The organism is Vibrio sp. 1F279, from assembly GCF_041439815.1.
GTDB lineage: Bacteria > Pseudomonadota > Gammaproteobacteria > Enterobacterales > Vibrionaceae > Vibrio > Vibrio tasmaniensis_A.
On sequence record NZ_JBGOOU010000038.1, the window covers coordinates 1 to 20663 of the forward strand.

Genomic DNA, 20663 nt, shown 5'->3' on the forward strand with positions numbered 1-20663 from the left:
TGATCTTATTCTTCGTGCCGGTTAATTAGAATGCGGGGTTCATGACGCGCTTACGGTTCAAAACACTTCGAGAATATCTGTATCTAATAAGACATACAAAGCATTTAAGTGTGATTCCCAACGATTGGCACTTTTGATGCCATCGTGGGTTTTGTATTTTTGGTGGTATAGGTTTGGTGGTGTTTCTCATTACCTAATGCGGCATTATAGCGCATAGTAAACTTAGAGGTCAGAAATGGATATAGGCAGTATTATTTTAGATTGGTTAGGTAGTATCACAATGAGCAGTTGGCTATTTGTATGTGCCGTTATTATATATTGGTGCGTTACATTCGTCGTGAAGTTCTTGGCCTATGAGTTAGTAGTTAGCAAGGCAATTTCAAAGAGTGGCACTCAACAAGGCTGCTTATATATGGTCGTATCTCCAGATTTTTACCTGTCTCACTTTTTTAAGGAGCATGCGAAAATAAATGGAGAACGGGTTAAAGGTAAGCTTATACAGAGGTTCAACTCATGGAATCTCTGTATATCTATATTCACATTTTTAGTACTGGTCATCGCGTCGACAAAGTTAAACGTACATTTTTTCTTTCTCTTTTTAATCTTGATACGATGCTTTTCACGCTCAGTTGAAATTGGTTACGCATTTCTAATGGATGTGATTTATAAGAAATCACACCAGTCTTGGCTGAATGCTCAGCGTAGAATTAGGCTTGCACTTTCAAGTTATGTAGAACTTTACTTTCTATACGCGTCAGTCTATTTCGTATCGCCTACTACACAACAGCATGGGTGGGGCTCCGTGTTATTGGGTGCTCAATCACTACTGAAGTCGTTTGGTGTGGGTACATTGACCAACGTTTCAAGCGCCTATGAGAGAGCTAATATCGTTCTTTCCTATGTGACATATGGTCAAGTGTTTACGACCCTAATCTTAGTTGTCATGTCATTTGCAATATACGTAGGCCGTGGCGAGTAGCGCTAAACAAACATTTGATCAGATTCCAACGCTTGGGCTCATTTCGCAATTAAAAATTTAGATGAAAGCCGTTTTGATGAAACGGTCGAACTTTTAAAACGGGCAGGGATCAAATGCTTGGCCATGCGGATGGTCAAGCCTTCGAAGTTGAGCATGTTGGCCTCATCACAATGGCCAAGCGGTATTGTCAATAATGGAAAGATATAGACATAGAGTTTTGTAAAAACACTATGAAGAATTTAAAGTCTTCGTTTGGAGACTATGTGCGCACAATAAACTAACAAACGCTCCAAGATGGATTCGTAAACGCGTGCCATTTTCGCTTCGCTACAATTTTGGCACACATTTACTCACCACTTAAGTGGGCGTTAAACGACTTTTCAACATCTGTGGAATAATTAAGTAATGAAATATACTCGCAGCTCTCAAACGGATCGTGTCGGGGTTCAAACCGTAGGTTTACTCTTCGAAAGGTGTGGATACATTTTTCGTGAACAGCCAATTGTTGATTGTGGGATAGACGCTCAGGTTGAACTCGTTGATGAGAATCAAGCTTCAGGAAAATTAATTGCGTTGCAAATTAAATCAGGTGCATCTTGGTTTAAGGAAACTTCAAAAGATGGGTACGTCTTTCGTGGAGAAATGGAGCACTTAGAATATTGGCTTAATCATTCGCTACCTGTTGTAATCGTTTTATGTGATATCGAAAATGATATTGCCTACTGGCAATCAATAACTAAACATACAATTAGCTACACAGGTAAAGCTTGGAAAGTGTCTGTACCTTTTCACCAAGAAGTAAATGTTGGTATGAACAACGACTTACGTCGTCTTGCAAATCTAGTTGAAATCATCCCAGATTACACTGTTTCTAAAACATCAGATAACAGTCATGGTGGTGCAAAGCGATACTCTGCGCGAGTCACATTGTCTAAAGAGCATAGTCAGGCTGAGTTACTAACAATAATTCGAGCTTTGACCGAAGATATTAAAATGTGTGAGTACCACCGAAGTGCTCACACAAGAGAAGCTTGGAAAAATAAGCCCGCAGACGTTGTTTGGTTATTTATTTATCCGACCCCTCAAGATGAACGCAATAATAACTATCTTTGTAAATCAGAGTGGATAGATCGCGGTCTTGAAGAACACTTCCGACCTTGCTCTCAAAATGGGCAAGATATCGGTGGTGGTGTAAATGTTGACTGGAATTCTATGTACTTAACAACAGCTCAATACAATCATCAAAATGAAATACCCAAAGAAACGTTTATTCAATTAGTTGATGAGACACATGTTAAATCGTCATTGTTGTTTTCTGAGTTAGAGCAAATGTTTAAGTTGTACTCAGAGACTGATGTGCCATTTCAGGATCTATGTCAGTTTATCGAAAAAAAAACAAGCCCATAGCTCATGAGATTTATGAAAAAGGACTGTTTATTGGGTTGTCATCTTATGAATGCAAAGAAGCATCGACAAAGTTTCAAAGTATGATTGCGCACTTAGATAATCTGTTTATGCTTCTGGGACACCCTGATGAGAAGAGCACAATATTTAACCTAAAGAGTCAAGCAAGATATTTTGTTGAAGCATCTGACGCTCTAAAATATGAATTGAGTAAGATCGCTTAGCTATTTGACAAACGACTATGGCATCAAGGTACTTTTTCTAATTTGACAGAACCGGCTTAGAGCAACAAATCTAAAACGTTTCCGCCCAGAATCTTGATAGGTTTAGTTTTTTGCTGGTCTTTTGTTCACTATTGGTAAAAGGGGACTTGTGGTCGCAAATAGGTCCCTTTGAGTGAACACTTTTTACTACAAACCATTAATTGCTTTTATATTTTACGGTCATGTAATTTATGCGGGAATAATTGGGTATAAACCTGCCACAAGGTATTTAGGTTCCTATGCCCAGTTACTTGCGCAACTTCCTCAATGGTAAAGCCTTTTTCGAACAAGCGGCTTGCACCTTCACGGCGTAGGTCATGATAGCGTAGGTTATCAACCCCAACCTTCTGACACACTTCAACAAAACCTCGTCCAACTGAGCGTGGGTTGTAAGGGAATATCAACTCTCCCTTACGCTTTTGCCTCATTACAATGTCGAATGCTTCACCAAGTAGAGGGACGACCATATGGTTGCCTTCTTTCTTACGTGGGTCTTTTCGGTCACGTACGATCACTGTTTTAAGTTCTTCGTTCAAGTCTTCCCACCGAATACCACACACTTCGCTGACTCTCATACAGCTCAGGATGCTGAAGTCTAGAAGCATCGAGTAGGGGATTTTGTTTTCTCTGCGCTGCTCGCGCTCTTCTAGTGCTTCTTTCAACAGGTCTATTTCATCGGTAGTAGGGCGTCTTGTTACCTTAAATCTCTGAATAGCGGGTAAAAAAATAGCCAGCAGAGGCTGGCTATTTTTAGAAAGCTTTAAAATACTAAATTAAAGTACTTTGATGCTGTCAGCTTGTGGGCCTTTTTGACCTTGAGATACAGTGAACTCAACTTGTTGGCCTTCAGCAAGAGTTTTGAAACCGTCGCCTGTGATTGCAGAGAAGTGTGCAAATACGTCTGGGCCGTTTTCTTGCTCGATGAAGCCGAAGCCTTTAGTTTCGTTGAACCATTTTACTTTACCAGTAACTGTGTTAGACATGATGATATCCTAAAATTAAATTTTTATTTTGAGCCAATTGTGGCACTGATAGCGCGGAAAAGTTTATTGCTATTGCGTACAACACAACGGGGTTACTAGTAATCCAACGAAATGTTTATATACAAAGAACTTTCTTTCTAGCCGAGATGAAGTCTAAATCAAATTAGGGGATAGTCAATCGAATCCATAGTGAAAGGTTGCAGAAACTTGGGGGTAGTCAAACTTTGCATTCCTTAAATATCATGGAGTTACAGTTGTATGGTGATTTGTTGTAGTTTTTGTGAAAAAGGTGGTCGAAATTGATGACGAATTTGGAGTAATTGCACTGTTTTGGCACATTTATTTTCCAAATTATTAAGCCGCTAATTGGTGCCTGAACCTAATTTTAACGGCTTATATTTATAAATTTCACTGTAAGTATCATGTTTCTATTGGAACGAGGTTTTGACTACTTTTTCAAGCGATACAGGTTGCCATTATCGGTACTGAAAAAGATGTCGCCGCTTGGTGAAGTTTCAATGTCTCTTATCCTCTCGCCTAAATCTTCTAAAATACGTTCTTCCTTGATTGCATCACCTTGTCCATTGACTGTCACAATATTGATGTGGGTAAGCTTAAGTGCGCCAGCCAGCAGCTTTCCTTTTAACTCTGGGTATTTATCCCCTTGGTAAACAATCAAGCTCCCCGGAGCGATTGAAGGAACGTAGACTTTTTTAGGCGCTTCAATGCCATCCTTAGTTTCAGACTCGCCTACGCTAATTGGGCCCCAATACTCTTTTCCGTGTGATGTGACAGGCCACCCGTAGTTGGCACCTGCTTTTATTAAGTTGATTTCGTCACCGCCTCGCGGACCATGTTCAATCGACCACAGCTTCTGGGTCGGGAAGTCGTAATACAAGCCTTGTGGATTACGATGGCCATAGCTCCAAATCTCATTGAGCACCTTGCTGTTATCCGAGAATGGGTTATCGCTTGGTGTGCTTCCATCAGCATTCAATCGTAATATTGATCCGGCGTGAGTCATGGTGTCTTGGCCGTTGTCTCGATCACCACGGTCGCCGATTGAAAAATACAGGTGGCTCTCGTCAAAAGTGATACGGCTACCAAAGTGACGTCCGGTGTCCGTTCTGGATTTAGATACAAACACGTCTGTCCAATTGGTAACTTCATTATTGCTGTAATTAGCAGAAGCCAGTGTCGTTACGCCTTCACCATCGACGTCTTTACTGTAAGTGACGTAGAACTTTCCGATTTCAAAAGGGGAGAGCGCGATATCCAACAGACCACCTTGGCCTTTCGCCCAAACATTGGGCAGCCTGAACAGTGTGCTTTGCTCACCCGTCTTTAAATCAACCTGTTTAATGACGCCAGCTTTTTCTGTTACTAGCATGGAGTTATCGTTGATATAAGCCAACCCCCAAGGGATCACGAGTCCGTCGGTGATCTTCTCTACTTGCCATGCAAAAGCAGAGGATATTGGACTCGATGCGATGAGTGCCAAAGCACAGGAAATAATACGATGATGATTGTTCATGGGAGTCCTTTGTTTTCATGACGTGGTATTAGTTTAGCTTGTGGTCGACAGGTGCAAAGGTTGGGTTACTGAAAAGTGACTATTCATTTATTTAGTTCAACCAGTGTTGTATGAGTAAGCAAGCTCACGTATGTTTAGCCTGCCATTCTCTATTCGATTCCTTCGGAGCATAATGAATACTACCCTTGCAACATCTTCGCTGTTTTCTCTGTCTGTATGTTGTCAGGTTGATACCCAAGCTATCGATTCTCAAACCACCCGATCTCAAAACAGCTGTTATATTGGATACTTTACATCATGAGTCGTCGATTTGACTTTAAATCGATCCTACTTGCGTGTTTGGTCATCAGCATCGGCCAACTCAGTATGGGGCTGGTATTTCCATCATTACCATGGATCGCGAAAGACTTTGATGTTTCGCTAGAGCAAGCTCAGCTTCTGGTGAGTGTCTATTTGTTAGGTTTTGGACCTTCTCAGTTTATCTATGGTCCAATTTCCGATGCTCTAGGGCGTAAGAAGGTGCTGTTAAGTGGTTTGTTGATTGCGATGCTTGGGCTATTAATGATCATCTTCTTTAGCCATTCATTTACTAGCATGGTGATGGGGCGTTTTCTGCAAGGCTTAGGAACGGGTTGTTGCGCTGTACTTGCTCGTGCTTCCACGCGGGATAGATTCAGTGGGGCAGATTTACCTTTAGCTATGTCCTACATTGCGATGGTCGCGTCTATTACACCTTTGATTGCGCCCGTAATCGGCGGCTTTATTAACTTCCATTTTGGCTGGATCATGGTGTTCATATCGCTACTGGGCTATGTCTCATTAGCTTGGGTGGTTTTGGCGTTCACGTTTAAGGAAACCGTCACTCAGATCTCCGCTATTCCTTCGCCAAAGAAAATGGTTTCTCAATACAAAGAGTTGCTAACTTCTCGCTATTTTATGAGTTTTGCGAGTATTGGCTGGCTTAACTTTAGTTTGATGATCACTACCGTATCAGTGATGCCATTTATTATGCAAAATCAGATTGGCATGACGTCTGATGAATACGCGATGTGGGCGGTCATTCCTGCTTTGGGCATGTTGGGTGGAACAAGTTTATGTAACCGTATTCGCCCCATATTGGGTAACAAGAAAACTCTGTTATGTACCCCTGTATTGCACATCTCTGCGGCGTTTTGGCTTTTCTTTTGCCCACTTGAACCTTTGTATCTCATGCTTGGCCAGTTCTTGATGATTCTTGGCAATGGTATTGCGTTGCCTTGTGCTCAGGCGTTGGTGATGTTGCCTTATAAGAAGAACGCTGGCGCGGCGGCTGCGATGTCTGGCGGCGGGCAGATGGTGGTGTCTTCAATGGTGAGTATGGGGCTAGTTCAACTAGGGCTAGGAGAAGCGTGGCATCTATCGCTTGTCATCATGTTTTTCACTCTTATTACCCTGATTAATATTTTACGTGGTTTCAGTAGTCAAGAAGCGAGAGAGTCGCAGCTGAGCTAGTTAATTATTTAATTATTTAGCTAGCGAGTGAAAAACGAAAAGGCCATTAAAGTTCTGAGACTTCAATGGCCTTCTTTATGCTTAGAGCTTAGAGCTTAGAGCTTAGACTTAAGCTGAAATTCCCGAGCTATTCACAGACGACTGCAACCTTCTCACTTGCTGCTGTCTTGGCTGGAACTGGATGATCGATCAGTCGAATCGGAGACTCATACAAAGCTGATAGCGCTTGTTCATTAAGTAACTTATCCGCACTGCCTTCAAAAGCAATCTGACCTTTTTTCAGTGCAACGATGTGTGTCGCGTAACGCAGTGCGAGATTCAAATCGTGCAAAATGACGATCACCCCAACATTTTCCGTTTTGTTGAGTTCAGACAGTAAACCCATGAGCTGAAACTGATGATGCACATCCAGTGCCGAAGTTGGTTCATCAAGGATTAGCAGTGGTGATTGCTGAGCCAACAACATCGATACCCACGCGCGTTGACGCTCTCCTCCAGATAAATCATCCGCCAAGGCTTGCGAGAATTCAGTGACACCGGTTCTTTCCATCGCTTGTTGGATAATCGACTTATCTTCTGAATTCCAACGGCCTAGCGCGCCTCTCCATGGGAAACGTCCTAAACGAACCAACTCTTCTACGGTTAAGCCAGCAGAAGCGGGGAACTTTTGCGGTAGATAAGCAATTTTTTTCGCTAAATCTTTGCTTTTGAATGAAGAGAGGGAAGCGCCGTCTAGTTCCACGCTGCCGTGATCCGGCGACATCTGCCCTGAGAGTAAATTAACGAGTGTAGATTTACCCGAACCATTATGGCCAAGAACGACTGTCAGTTCATTGGTCGGAATCGCGAGGTCTTCGATTGAGAGAATGGTTCGTTCATCACGAATAACTTTGATGTTTGAAAGCTGAAACATGTCAGTCCTGTAATTAGGTCAGTAGCGAAGCTCAATGGAGAAGGCTCGTCGTATTGAACTTTAATAGGTGTAGTAGCTGTAATAAATGGCGTGACTAAGCGATTTTTTTGTTGTCTGGATGCCTAGGGCAATTATCACAGTACTTTCTTGAATCGCACTTATAAACCAGGCAGCAGCTGATTCTGATCAGTTTTAACATCCCCGAACTAGAGTCCACTTTAAGGCTGTCTAAATGATTTTCAGACAACTGGCATGCTTCTAACCAAAGCTTAGCTTGCGCAATAATGTAATCGTTGGTCAGGCTTGGTTCGTGTTGCTGAAGTTTTATCAAACTGCCTAACAATAGATCGGCCAATAAATGATTGGTAAATCCTGGGCGAATACGTGTCCATTCACTGATCTGGCTTCGATAAAACTCAGTCAGTGCAAGAATGGCTTCACCAGCATCGGGAATCAGCTCTTCTGGTGAACCATGTTGATGATCACCATTAAAGAAGCGGTAGCCAGTAATGAACTCTTTGTATCTAAATTGACCGATATTCTTGATGTCGGGCAATGAATGAAGCCCATAGATAGAAATGAAAGTCACATAGATAGGCTGCCAACACACGAGATCCCAGGTTCGCGTTAACCAATACGCTTTGCCTGCTTCTGGGTGGCTTTGCGAAAGACCATCGTAAACTCGTTTGAGCTCTTTATGGCTATTCTCATTTGTTACCGCAATGCTCTTGTTATTAAGTGCACCAAAGCTTCCGCTTAAATAAGGGGTCACTTGTTTTGAGTAAGCGAAGATTTTTTGATGTAGAGACGGGGCTTTCCGACGAGTTATAATATTGTGCAGTTGGGGAAGCATCTTAAATCAATAAATGAGAATCAGTTGCGTTATCATAACGAACATAGTCGAGGATAACCATACAAAATGGAGCATCTACTCGGTGCTTTTTACGTTTTTGAAATTTATAAAGTTTGGGTGGGCTGTCCTTTTTTCAGTGATTAAAGCCACTTTAAGTGATAAAAGTATTGTTGAACCCAACACGCCCTAGTCAAAAATAGAGAAGATGAAAGCTTGAATATGAACACACCTGCATTTGACCGTATCAGCCGCGTTCTGGCTTATATCCATGCGAATCTTAGCTCTGCGTTATCGCTAGAAGATTTAGCGACGCAAAGCTGTTGGTCTCGTTGGCAGCTGCAAAGAGTGTTTCAAGCCGAAACCGGGCTTACCGTGGCGAACTATGTGAGAGAGTTAAAGTTAAGTCAGGCTGCCGAAGAGCTGCTTGATGGAAAAGATCGTGTTATCGATATTGCGCTTGGTCTCGGATTCAATTCAGAAATAAGCTTTAGCCGTTCGTTTAAGCAAATGTTTGGGGTAAGCCCAAGTCAGTATAGAAAAGCAGGCAAAAGAGTAGGGTTAAAAAAGCCGATACAAGTATCAGAAACGGTGAGTAATTCAGAAAATAGGGCGTTAAGCTTTGTGGAAGTACGCATTGATGAAAGAGAGCCTTTCTTAGTGAAAGGAATGACATCAGAAATCAGTGGCTTGTTTTCACTCACGCAAGACTTCGCGCAGAAAGTCCCTCAGCTATGGTCACGTTTAGAAGGTGAGGTTGAAATCCCTGACGCCAACATGCTCCAGTTTATTGGCGTTGTTGACCTGACTCAGTCTTGTTTTGACGGAACCAATATTTACTATTGGGCGGGCGTTGAGCTTCATGACGAGATCTCCATCCCGCAACTGCCTAGTATTATCTCTGATAAGTTAGAGGTGCTGACGATTCCGAAGCAAACCTATGCTGTAGTGAAGCACCGTGGTCCTATAGAGCATCTACCCCATACTCTAAGTTGGTTCGTGCTTAATTGGCTTCCAAATTCAGGTTATCGTGGCGTTGATGGTTATGAACTTGAGATGTACCCATTTGGTTATCAAGCTCATGCTTCTGATGCGGAAATGGAGTACTGGGTTCCTATTATTAAATCGTAGTCATATTTCAGCTCTCCGACTTTCTCCCCCCTTCTCAAAAGCCTTTGTGTTACAAGGTCAAACGCTACTAGGTCAAATGTTACTAGATCAATTGTGTGTTTAATCAGCAATTGACCTAGTTTTACTCAAAATAGGCCAAGTTCTTTTTGAATTTGCACCAAATTGTTAATTATCCCTTCTCTAGATATATACAATGCAAATGAGATTTATTACTATTTACAATTAAGCATTGGTACCGAGGGAATCATGACCACTCACACTCGTTTTAAGTATTCATCATTGGCAGTCGCGTTGCTGACTGCGTTTTCAGCGCAAGTATTCGCGGAAGATACCACTACTTCGGCAGATTCGAATGTAGAAACTATCACTGTCATGGGTAAAGCCTACCGTAATACAGCAACGAAAACCGTTTTAGCGCCAGAAGAAACGCCGCAAACACTTAACGTTATCGAAAGCGAACAGATGGAACAACGTGGTGTTAAGTCTGTAATGCAAGCTCTTCGTTATGCACCAGGTGTATCAACCGAGAATAAAGGTGGTGCAGTGGTTCTTAGTGATTGGGTTAAAATTCGCGGTTTTGACTCTACGAATAACTATTATGACGGAATGATGTTGCCAATCCTTCCTGGATGGAACGTACAACCTCAGATTGATCCTATTGCGATGGAGCGTTTGGAAATATTTAAAGGTCCAACATCGGTTCTTTACGGGTCAATGCCACCAGGAGGCATGGTTAATATCATTGCAAAAGCGCCTAAGTTCGAAGAGTCGACGAAAGTTGGCTTAGCAACGGGTTTAGATAACTTAGTTGAAGCTTCAATTGATACAACGGGTGCTTTGAGTGACAACGTTGCTTATCGCTTGGTTGCTCTGGGTCGTAAGAAAGATACGCAAGTAGACGGCGTTGAGGAAGAGCGCTATGTGATTGCGCCATCAATCGATTGGTATGTGTCTGATAAAACCTTTATTAACTTCAATCTTTATTATCAGAATGACCCTGCACTAGGTCAGAACGTGACACTTCCATTAGCGGCGATTGAATCAGGAAAAGTCTCACCTTCGACATTTGCCGGGGATGTTAATTACAACACCATCAAACGTGATTTCTTGATTACTGGTTATAAATTTAACCATGATTTCAACTCAAATTGGGCATTTCTTCAGAATTTCCGTTATATGAAAACTGACTTTTATCAAGAAAGTACTAGCAGTGGCAATTTTGATGCTTCAACTGGCTCATTAGCTCGTTCGGCATATAGCACCGATGAAAGTTCTACGGGTATTAGTGTTGATAACCAACTATCGGGCTTAGTGTCGACTGGCTCATTGGATCACTATTTACTTTTTGGTGTGGATTATCGAAACACAGAGGGTGATGTAGCCTACGACGCTTTCGCAGGTGTTGATAGCATCAACCTTTACAATCCAAATAACAATAAGCTGAATCCGAATGATTTTACAAAAACGTATTATCAAAATAACGACATTGAAGTGAGTCAGCTTGGTTTCTATTTCCAAGACCAGATGTTGATTGATAATTGGGTGTTCATTGCTGGTGGTCGTTTTGACAAAGTCGAAACAACGACAAAAGTATCAGTATTTGGTGGTGCACCAAGTAAAACGGATACTGATGATACTAATTTCTCATACCGCTTAGGTGCTTTGTACAAATTTGATAATGGTTTATCTCCATTTGCTAACTTTGCTACCAGTTTTGAACCGAGTGTAAAGTTAGATGCTAACGGTAACAACCTAGATCCTGAAACCGGTGAACAAGTCGAGTTGGGCCTTAAGTATGACTCATATGAGAATATGATTTCAGGCTCGATGGCTCTGTTCCAAGTGAACAAAAAAAATGTGGGCGTTCGTCCTGATGGAGCTTCACCATGGACTTCAGTTGGTGAGATTCGCTCACAAGGTATTGAGTTAGAAGGACGAGCACAAGTCACTGATAACTTGGATGTGTTAGCGAACTACACATACACAGATATGGAAATTACTGAAGATAGAAACGCATCAAATATCGGACAAACACCAGTATTTGTACCAGATCATACTGCAAATGTTTGGGCTAACTATTTTGTACGTAGTGGTGCAATGAGTGGTCTTAGAGTCGGCGGTGGCGTGCGTTATGTGGGAGAAACGGTTCTAAACGATACGTCAGACAAAAATAAAGGCCAAGTACCATCATATACTTTAGTTGATTTGTCTCTAGGTTATGACTTAGGCGAGGTTAACAGCTCGCTTAAGAACGCAACAGCTAATGTCGTTGCAAATAACATATTCAATGAAGAGTATTACACTTGTTGGAATGAGAGCTATTGCTGGTACGGTCAAGAGCAAACTGTAGAATTTAATGTTAATTACGAATTCTAACTAAGTTAGGGTTATCAATTTAAAGCAGCCTTTACTGGGCTGCTTTTGTCGTTTGAATAAATATAGAATTTAGATTGAGTAGGCAACAATATGAATTTACAACGAATAGCTTCCCATGTTTCTAAAGTAAAGAGCTTGAATATAAAGCTAGTGGTAACTGTATTAGCGAGCGCTTTATCGTTTAATGCGATGGCCAATTTTCAAGTTGAAGACAGTGAGGGCGTAAAAACTCTTGAAGCTCAGCCCGTTAGAGTGGCTGCGTTAAACTGGGACATTGCTGAACAAGTGATTGAACTCGGTATCACACCAGTAGCGGTGCCTGATATTGCAGGTTATACCGATTGGGTTGTTCAACCTGCGATTCCAGAAGGCGTGGCGGACATTGGTACTCGAACTGAGCCCAATTTTTCTGCTTTGAAGAAGCTAAACCCTGATGTGATTCTCATCGCTTCACCGCAGAAAGATCTTCAGGATCGACTCTCTGAAATTGCGCCCGTGCTTTACTACCAAGCGTACAGTGAACAACACAGCAATGCAGCGGCTGCTATCGAGAACTTCAAAAAGATAGGTCAATTGCTTGGCAAAGAAGAACAAGCGAACAACAAATTGGCAGTGATGGATGAACGTATCGCTGCTCTAAAAGCTGAGTTAGACAAAGCGTATACGGGTGACAAGCCAAAAGTTACTTCTTTCCGTTTTGCGAGTACCACATCGGTGTTTATCTACGGCGATAATTCGATTCCACAATATGCACTTGAAAAGCTTGGTTTTGAAAATGCGATGGATCTTCCTGTAAGCCAGTGGGGCATCAGTCAAAAACGAATGACAGAGCTTAAGAACGTTAAGAAGGGCATTGCGCTTTATTTTGAACCTTTCCCATATCAAGACAAACTAGACCGCTCTCCAGTCTGGAAGAGCATGCCCTTTGTTCGTAATGGTCAATTTAGCCCAGTGGCAGCAAGTTGGAGCTACGGTGGTGCCATGTCGATTTTGTACAACGCGGAAGCTATGGCGCAATCGCTGTTGACCTTAGCGGAGCAGTAATGAAATCCAGTGGTTTGGTGATGGGGGCAGCGCTGTTTTTCGCTTCCCTTGTTCATTTATGGTTAGGGCAATCTGAATTTGGCCCTATTGGTGAGCTGCTCCAGCAAGTTTCACTGATCAGTGACAGCGCGACATTCAATTCAATGGTTGATGATTCATTCGAGTTGATGGCGTTAATCTATGTCAACTTGCCTCGCTTAGCCATGGCGATCTTGGTTGGCGGAATACTCGGCACCATAGGTAGCCTGTTTCAACAGCTGACGCAGAACAGAATGATGTCTCCGTTAACTTTAGGTACATCATCAGGCGCTTGGCTTGGTCTGGTTATTCTTAATGTGGTTGCACCGATGTTGGTCGCTCAGTATTCAGTTTGGTTCGCGCTGATCGGTGCGCTGCTCGCGATGGGGCTGATTGTTTCGATTGTCGGCATCAAAAACATGAGCGGTTTACCCATTGTATTGGCGGGTATGGCGGTCAACTTATTGCTAGGGGCATTTGCGACAGCGATTATTCTGCTCAACGATCAGTATGCGCAGAACTTGTTTGTTTGGGGAGCGGGCGATCTAGGGCAAAATGGTTGGGAACAAGTGCTTTGGTTGATGCCTAAACTACTGCCGATTTTGGCCATATTCTTCTTAGCTCCGCGAATTCTGACTTTGCTTTCAATCGGTACAGAAGGGGCTGCTGCGCGTGGTCTTAACATCGGCATGACCTTCTTTGTATTAATGGCGATTGGAGTTTGGTTAGTTTCTGTGTCGATTACCTCAGTGGGCGTGATCAGCTTTATTGGCTTGATTGCTCCTAATATCGCAAGGCATCTAGGCTTTCTAAAGGCAAAATCGGAACTCATAGTAAGCTGCGTGTTAGGTGCACTGTTGCTTTGTGTGACCGACAGCTTGGCGATCTTCTTAGCGCAATGGTCTTTGGATATGATTCCAACAGGAACGGCAACTGCTGTGATTGGTGCTCCTGCGTTGATTATTATTGCGAGAAAGCAAATGTCTGCTCAAGATCAGCTGTTTTTCTCGATGCCTAAAGGACCAAAGTTTATTTCACCTTTGGCTTACTTCTTGTTGGGCACAATGATCTTGGGGCTGTTGGCGTTGAGTACATTGTCTCAGCCTTCTTCTGATATGAGCTACTTTGTTATTCCAGATGCATTTGAATGGTCTATTCGTTGGCCGAGAATGTTAACCGCGATATTCGCTGGTGGCGGCTTAGCGGTGGCGGGTGTGATTTTACAAAGATTGGTCTATAACCCGCTCGCAAGCCCGGACATTCTTGGGGTTTCGGCGGGTGCAGTTTTGGCGTTGATTTTCAGTAGCCTGTTTATGGGATATTCGATTCACTCATTGAGCCCTTGGATTGCTTTCTTAGGTAGTGCGATTGCACTCTGTTTGTTGCTATTCCTTGGCAAGAAGCACCAGTTTGCGCCGTCTATCCTAATACTTACAGGTATCTCGTTGACTGCAGTGTTAGAGGCTTTAGTGCAATTCTCTTTAACGCGAGTAGGAGAAGGGAAATACACCTTATTGGCGTGGTTGGCAGGCTCTACCTATCGTGTGGAACCCGAGTCAGCAGCGATTATGGCCATAGTGATAACCGTTTGTATTGGTGTGGCTCTGCTGCTGAGTCGTTGGGTGACCTTAATTGCGACCGGACGTCAGTTCGCGAGAGCCAGAGGGTTGAATATCAATATCGCTTACGTGGCATTGTTGTGCATTGTCGCGATTTTATGTTCGGTCGTGACAACAACCATGGGACCTGTCGCGTTTGTCGGCTTGTTAGCTCCGCATATCGCTGCAATGGTGGGGGCTCGCTTGGTTCAAGAGCAGATCATCTTGTCGTTTTTAATTGGTGCTGCACTCATGCTATTTGCAGACTGGTTAGGTCAAGTGGTGGTGTTTCCGGCGCAGCTTGCGGCAGGGACGTTAGTTTCAATTATTGGTGGCAGTTACTTCATATTCTTGTTACTGAAATCTCGAAGAACATAGGTTCTGTCAAAACAGAGAGCCCTTGATTATCAAAGCTACTGGCAATCAAAGCTATTGGCAATAAAAGCTACGAATGAAAAGCAGTGAATGGAGCGAACCATCACTGCTTTTTTATTGATGTCGTTTGTGTAAGGGGGAGGTGTTAAGCAACACAGGTCTCGCTTCTTAATGTGCAAGTTTGGCATATGTTAATAAAATGTATAATCTAAAGGTCTGACCACTCATAAGGTAGCCACCATGCCAAACCTCGATCGTATCACTTGTTCCATTGATGAAAAGCAAATTGCCACCGTTGTGCTGAATAGACCCGATAAGCTCAACGCTATTGATATGGCGATGTTTGAAGGCGTCAATAATATGATCAGAGAACTCAAAAAGAATAACGAGATTCGCGCTGTGATAGTGAAAGGTAATGGTACGGATTTTTGTTCAGGGCTCGATGTTAAATCGTTATTGAACAGTAAAGTTGGAGCGATGAAGCTTTTGTTCAAATGGTTGCCGACGTTGCCAAATGCGGCTCAGTATTTTTCTATTGGTTGGCGAGAGATCCCTTGCCCTGTCATTTTTGCGATTCACGGGCGTTGTTGGGGAGGTGGGCTTCAATTAGCCAGTGGTGGCGATTTTAGAATCGCTAGCCCAGATGCGAACTTCTCGATATTGGAAGCGAAGTGGGGATTGATTCCTGACATGGGAGGCGCCATCGCATTTCGCGAGCTGATGCGTAAAGATCACACCTTAGAAATGGCAATGACGGCCAAAGTGATCGACAGCCAAGCAGCTAAGGAATATGGCTTGGTGACTAAAATCGCCGAAGATCCTTACGCTGAAGCTTATGCGTTGGCACTTGAGTGCGCGAATCGTTCGCCAGATGTCGTCGCAGCTAATAAGAAACTCTACAACAAGACTTGGTGGTCCAGTCCTGGGTTCGCCTTATTTTACGAGACTTGGTATCAAATAAAGGTAGGGCTAGGTAAGAACAGAGCAATTGCTGCTCAACGTGAAATTCATCGAGACAAGCCGCGTCCATACGTCGCTAGAAAGTTCAAATAGCGCTTGTAAAGTAATAACGGGTATTCCCATTGTTTATAGGTCTTTGCGGTAACCTTAGATCAATTTAATGTCTAAGGCTAAATGAGCAATCTGATGAACAAAACTTTTACTTACTCGCTAGCTGCCACCGCAATTTTTACAAGTTTAAATGCTTTCGCAAGTGGTCTATTTTTACAAGAAGCTGTCGTCGCCAATGCCGGTACAACTGGCGCAGGTGACGGTGTTTACTCTCGTTCAGCTGCTGCGATGTGGACCAACCCAGCAACCATGTCTCACATGGGCGAAAGCAAAACGACTATCAATACCATGGCGTTTGACCTTGAGATGAAATATCAAGACAACCAAGACTCTAGCGGTGATGGTAAAGGCCATTCAGTGTTGCCTTCATTTGGTGCTTTCCACGCGCATCAAGTAACAGACCAACTGCACCTTGGTATCGCACTTGGCGCTGTTGGTGGCTCAAGCCTTGATTACGGTAGCGATTGGGCAGGTGCTGCCCTTCTAGAAGAAATTACTCTGACCGCAATGCAAGTGAATCCATCACTGAGTTATAAGCTGAATGACCAATGGTCTGTTGGCGCAGGTATTCAATTGAGTTGGGCTGCATTACAACAGTCATCTTCTCTTTTTATAGCCAAGCAAGATACTGACTGGGCTTATGGTTATAACCTTGGTGTTATGTACACTCCAACAGAGAAGTTAAAACTGGGTGCGAGTTACCGATCGAAACTAGAGCACGAATTTAACAATGATGTGAATGTCTTTACTGGCGGTAAACGTTCATTGAATACTGGTATTGATGTACCTGAACTCGTTGATGTCAGTGCAAGCTATGCATTGAATTCTCAATTAGATTTATTGGCAAGCATCCAGTTTCATCGTTGGAGCCAATGGGACAATACTGTTTTGGATCTAGGTACCAACGAAAATGGGGACTTCCCAATTAGTCAAACTCTACAACGTGACTGGGATGATGTTTGGAAATTTGCTGTTGGTGCTGACTACCAGCTGAACTCTGACTGGCGTTTAAAGGCGGGCTTCTCTTACGAAACCTCTCCACAAGACGATCCTTCAATGCAGTGGGTTGATCTCCCTGTAGGCGAACAGTATCGCTACTCGGTAGGTGCTTCAACGTATTGGGATGATATCTTGATCGATGTGTTCTACGAATACGCGGACTTAGGTTCGGTTGAGATGAATCGTGATGGACCTAAAGGGCGCAACTTGCTCAATGGTTCTTTCGATGGCCGTATCCACTTTGTTGGCCTTAGTGCGACCTTCTAATGACATTACGTACTCTATTATTTGTTGCTGCGGCAACGCTCGGGTCGATGGGGGCTTTTGCTGAAGAGAAGCACCCTGACGACCCGACTAAAATCGTGACCAAAGCGGGCGTTGCTTATAACGAAGATTTGCAGTTCTCAGGCTCTATCGGTTTAGATGAAGCGCGAATGATCAACGCTCGTGTCAATGCGGACGGCGAAGAGTGGCGATTAGGCGGTTCATGGCTGTTGCCGATGGGTATCGTCAACTTCAACTTTAGCCGTTCAGAATACGACGACGATGCTTATAAGAACAACTACAGTATTGGCACATTTATACCACTGAGCTATTTCGATATTGAGCCGTTCGGTTGGCAAATCTTCCCAATGGCTGGTTACAGCTACAACGATGGTGAAGTAGCCGTATTCGATGATGAGAATGTGGGTTCTGATTATGTATTGATGCCGAGCTCGACACATGGTGGTTATATCGGAGCGTTTGGCTTAAAAACGATAACCGATGAATGGTCTATCATGGGCTTTGGTGGTGGTTCAATGGGTTCTGACGATTACTCTGGCTATTGGACTGGCGTTGGTGCGAGTTATAAATTGAGTGATGCTCAATCATTCAATTTCTTCACAATTTTTGCTGAGGATGATTTTGGAGAGAACAACAGTGTTGGTGCATCTTACACCTATGAGTTTAAATAGCTGTTAGCAGGCAGCAATTCGCAGGTGGATACCTCTCGTAAGAACCATTGACTTAGTCCAGATTAAATTGAACAAAGTCGCTTATTAAAACTGAGCGACTTTCTTTTATTTTATTTCCCAATCTTTTTTATCTCTTTCTGCTGCTTTCTATCTCTTTCTCATGTGAGAGTACTGCTCTCTTAATCTAGATTAAGTTTTCCTCGCCTTATTCTCTGTACTATCCGCATAAATCAACGCCCATTCAGTAATGGACAAAAGAGAGTCACTTTGTGAATAAGAAGTGGTTCTCTTTTGTCTTTTAAAATGGGCAAACATAATAAAGATTTAATGAGGATAAGACTTGAGCACTTTGTTTACAGAAACCCACATTGGCAAGATGACACTAAAGAACCGCTTCATGAGAAGTGCAACGTGGGAAAATATGGCTACCGAAGACGGGCATATGACAGATAAACTGTACGCTATCTATGAAGAGCTGGCTCAAGGTGAAGTCGGCCTGATCGTGACGGGTTACGCGAACATCGTTGAAGAAGAAAAGCCGAATGCGGGCATGATGGGTATGTATAACGACTCATTCATCGAAGAGTATCAGAAGCTGACTCAGCTGGTGCACGACAACGACTCTAAAATCGTGATGCAGTTGGCTTATGGTGGCACCAAAACCACACATGATCTTGGTGAACGAGTCATCTACGCACCAAGTGAGGTTCCAGAAAAAGGAACTCAAACACTAGGCAAAGCGATGACCAAACGCGAGATCGACTACATTGTTGATGCCTTTGCTCAAGCGTCATTAAGAGCACAGAAGTCAGGTTTTGATGGCGTTGAAATTCATGCCGCTCACACTTACCTGATTAACCAATTTCTAAGCCCTTATTACAACCAACGTGAAGATGAATACGGCGGTAGCTTAGAAAACCGCATGAGATTTTTGTTAGAGATCTATACCGCGACACGTAAGCTGGTGGGTGATGATTTCCCTATCTTAGTTAAGCTCACGGCATCCGAGTTTTTTGAAGGTGGCGTCACCTTTGAGGAAACACGTATTGTCTGTAAAAAGCTTGAACAAGTGGGTGTGGATGGCATTGTCGTGTCAGGCAATATTCATGGCAAAGCAGACACTATGATTGGCGAGTCGCACGATGGTTTTACCATTCAAGCTGAAGGCTATTTCCATGAGTATGGTCACGCGATCAGCCAAGACGTTAATATCCCGGTGATCACGGTTGGCGGCCTAACGGATTTTGATGCTATAGAAGCGATTGCAAACAACACGGGCATTGAGTGCTTCGCGCTTTCAAGACCGCTGCTTTCTGAACCCCATTTAGTTAAGCGCTGGAAGGAAGGGGATAGAAGCCCTGTTGAATGCGAACGATGCTCTAAGTGTCGTACTAAGCGCGGTAATTTTTGCGTGGTGAATAAAGACAGAAAAGTACAGCTTGCACGTATGTAGTCGCTGAGCCCAACTCCAAGCGTGAGCCGAAATTTATAGCCGAGTCTAAGTTTGAGCCTGTGTAATCGCGCAGGCTCTTGTTCATGCCGTATTCTACGAAACGAAATTTGAAACCTTAGTAATCACATCTTCCTGTCAAATGGGTGCGACTAAACAGATACACTACGCCTGTAAATTATCCAACCAAGTTATCGATAAAAACTGGACAAACTTTGAAACTACTTCCTCTTCTTAAGCAACCTCGAATCCACTGACGTCTCTTTAGTTTTAGCGACATTGCTATGATTTAAGCGTGATACTCACTATTCATCCCAGTGAACCCTGTGTTTATAGGGCGTTAGTTTGTGCACCTTGGATTTGCATCGTCGAACATTTTTGATAGTTAACGAATAAAACTAAATAGATCATTCAGAGGTAAAAATGCAAAAGAAGCATTGGTCCAAATTCGAGTTGCTGCATGAAGTCGTAACCAACCCCAATATTCATGTAAAAGGTCAACACAGTTATTACAGCGATTGCTGGGATAATGGTTTTGAACAATCGGTAGTGCGTTATTTACACGGCGACGAAGTCAGCCGCCAGTGGGAGCCTCGATGGGAAATCGACGAACTCTATATCGGTGATTATGTCTGTATTGGCGCAGAGGTCGTGATTTTAATGGGTGGCAACCATACACACAGAGTTGATTGGTTTTCACTGTATCCATTTATGGATGTTATCGACGACGCCTACATTGGCAAAGGCGATACTCACATTGAAGATGGGGTGTGGTTAGGCATGAGAGCGATGGTGATGCCCGGTGTGACGATTGGCGAAGGCGCTGTAGTTGCAGCGAATAGTGTGGTGACTAAAGACGTCGCTCCATACAGCATTGTCGGTGGTTCACCAGCTAAAGTCGTCAAATACCGCTTTGATGAGTCCGTTATTGACGAACTCATGTCATTCAAAATATACGAGTGGCCCTCAGATAAATTTGAAGCGCTGAAACCGTATTTATGTAACTCAGACTTTTCAAAGTTAAAGCAGGCGATAACGGATTACGACAATTGTTTGTAACTAGCGCTTGTAACGAGCGTTTGTAAGGAGCGTTTTTAAGGTACGGGTATAGCCATAGATTTGTGTAGAAAGATCTGTGTCATATTTATATTGAAAAACACGTTAAATCAGTTCGTTACCTTGCAATACTCAACATGGTGTACCAATCTTATTTCATAAGCATGGATAA

General features: G+C 43.1%; 15 protein-coding genes and 1 pseudogene. 11 read left to right on the forward strand and 5 right to left on the reverse strand.

Annotation, left to right across the window (positions count from 1 at the left end; all coding sequences use genetic code 11):
• Positions 1-1384 precede the first annotated feature (1384 nt).
• Positions 1385-2386: a DUF4365 domain-containing protein gene (locus ACED60_RS21295; protein ID WP_371728421.1), complete on the forward strand. Its 1002-nt coding sequence runs from the start codon at positions 1385-1387 to the stop codon at positions 2384-2386.
• A gap of 427 nt (positions 2387-2813) precedes the next feature.
• Here ACED60_RS21295 and ACED60_RS21300 read toward each other — a convergent pair.
• From ACED60_RS21300 to ACED60_RS21310, 3 genes and pseudogenes are all read right to left on the reverse strand, one after another.
• A pseudogene (locus tag ACED60_RS21300) lies at positions 2814-3347 on the reverse strand (site-specific integrase); the annotation flags it as partial.
• Between the two features lie 72 nt (positions 3348-3419).
• Entirely contained in the window at positions 3420-3629 is a 210-nt protein-coding gene (locus ACED60_RS21305) for a cold-shock protein (RefSeq protein WP_004731543.1), read from the reverse strand.
• Positions 3630-4077: 448 nt separating this feature from the next.
• On the reverse strand, positions 4078-5163 hold the full coding sequence (locus ACED60_RS21310; RefSeq protein WP_371728422.1) for a PQQ-dependent sugar dehydrogenase: 1086 nt from the start codon (positions 5161-5163) through the stop codon (positions 4078-4080).
• 297 nt (positions 5164-5460) lie between these two features.
• Between ACED60_RS21310 and ACED60_RS21315 the strand changes: the two genes are divergently transcribed.
• Positions 5461-6654: a multidrug effflux MFS transporter gene (locus tag ACED60_RS21315; RefSeq protein WP_371728423.1), complete on the forward strand. Its 1194-nt coding sequence runs from the start codon at positions 5461-5463 to the stop codon at positions 6652-6654.
• 127 nt (positions 6655-6781) lie between these two features.
• Here the strand turns inward: ACED60_RS21315 and ACED60_RS21320 are convergent, their stop codons facing one another.
• Together ACED60_RS21320 and ACED60_RS21325 are read right to left on the reverse strand one after the other, a co-directional pair.
• Positions 6782-7567, reverse strand: coding sequence for an ABC transporter ATP-binding protein (locus ACED60_RS21320; RefSeq protein WP_371728424.1), 786 nt, complete (start codon positions 7565-7567; stop codon positions 6782-6784).
• Positions 7568-7661: 94 nt separating this feature from the next.
• Positions 7662-8420, reverse strand: coding sequence for a siderophore ferric iron reductase (locus ACED60_RS21325; RefSeq protein ID WP_012600441.1), 759 nt, complete (start codon positions 8418-8420; stop codon positions 7662-7664).
• 219 nt (positions 8421-8639) lie between these two features.
• Here ACED60_RS21325 and ACED60_RS21330 point away from each other — a divergent pair, with 219 nt between their 5' ends.
• The 9 genes from ACED60_RS21330 to ACED60_RS21370 all read left to right on the forward strand — a co-directional run bounded on the left by ACED60_RS21330 (position 8640) and on the right by ACED60_RS21370 (position 20494).
• On the forward strand, positions 8640-9548 hold the full coding sequence (locus tag ACED60_RS21330) for an AraC family transcriptional regulator (RefSeq protein WP_017103741.1): 909 nt from the start codon (positions 8640-8642) through the stop codon (positions 9546-9548).
• A gap of 246 nt (positions 9549-9794) precedes the next feature.
• On the forward strand, positions 9795-11924 hold the full coding sequence (locus ACED60_RS21335) for a TonB-dependent siderophore receptor (RefSeq protein WP_371728425.1): 2130 nt from the start codon (positions 9795-9797) through the stop codon (positions 11922-11924).
• Positions 11925-12014: 90 nt separating this feature from the next.
• Positions 12015-12968: an iron-siderophore ABC transporter substrate-binding protein gene (locus tag ACED60_RS21340; RefSeq protein WP_371728426.1), complete on the forward strand. Its 954-nt coding sequence runs from the start codon at positions 12015-12017 to the stop codon at positions 12966-12968.
• Positions 12968-14962, forward strand: a complete 1995-nt coding sequence (gene fhuB, locus ACED60_RS21345) for a Fe(3+)-hydroxamate ABC transporter permease FhuB (protein WP_371728427.1) — start codon at positions 12968-12970, stop codon at positions 14960-14962. The genes ACED60_RS21340 and fhuB overlap by 1 nt, the downstream gene beginning before the upstream one ends.
• 237 nt (positions 14963-15199) lie before the next feature.
• A complete protein-coding gene (locus ACED60_RS21350) occupies positions 15200-16012 on the forward strand; it encodes a crotonase/enoyl-CoA hydratase family protein (protein ID WP_371728428.1) in 813 nt (270 codons plus the stop codon).
• Positions 16013-16105: 93 nt separating this feature from the next.
• Positions 16106-17296 carry an OmpP1/FadL family transporter gene (locus ACED60_RS21355; protein WP_009845535.1) on the forward strand — a complete coding sequence of 397 codons (1191 nt, stop codon included), beginning with the start codon at positions 16106-16108 and terminating at the stop codon, positions 17294-17296.
• Positions 17296-17985 (forward strand): hypothetical protein, encoded by a 690-nt coding sequence (locus tag ACED60_RS21360; RefSeq protein WP_371728429.1) that lies wholly within the window; start codon positions 17296-17298, stop codon positions 17983-17985. The genes ACED60_RS21355 and ACED60_RS21360 overlap by 1 nt, the downstream gene beginning before the upstream one ends.
• Positions 17986-18325: 340 nt before the next feature.
• The gene (locus ACED60_RS21365; protein ID WP_371728430.1) at positions 18326-19438 is read left to right on the forward strand and encodes an NADH:flavin oxidoreductase; all 1113 of its coding nucleotides are present in this window, start codon (positions 18326-18328) and stop codon (positions 19436-19438) included.
• 420 nt (positions 19439-19858) lie between these two features.
• A complete protein-coding gene (locus ACED60_RS21370) occupies positions 19859-20494 on the forward strand; it encodes a CatB-related O-acetyltransferase (protein ID WP_017082045.1) in 636 nt (211 codons plus the stop codon).
• Positions 20495-20663 lie beyond the last annotated feature (169 nt).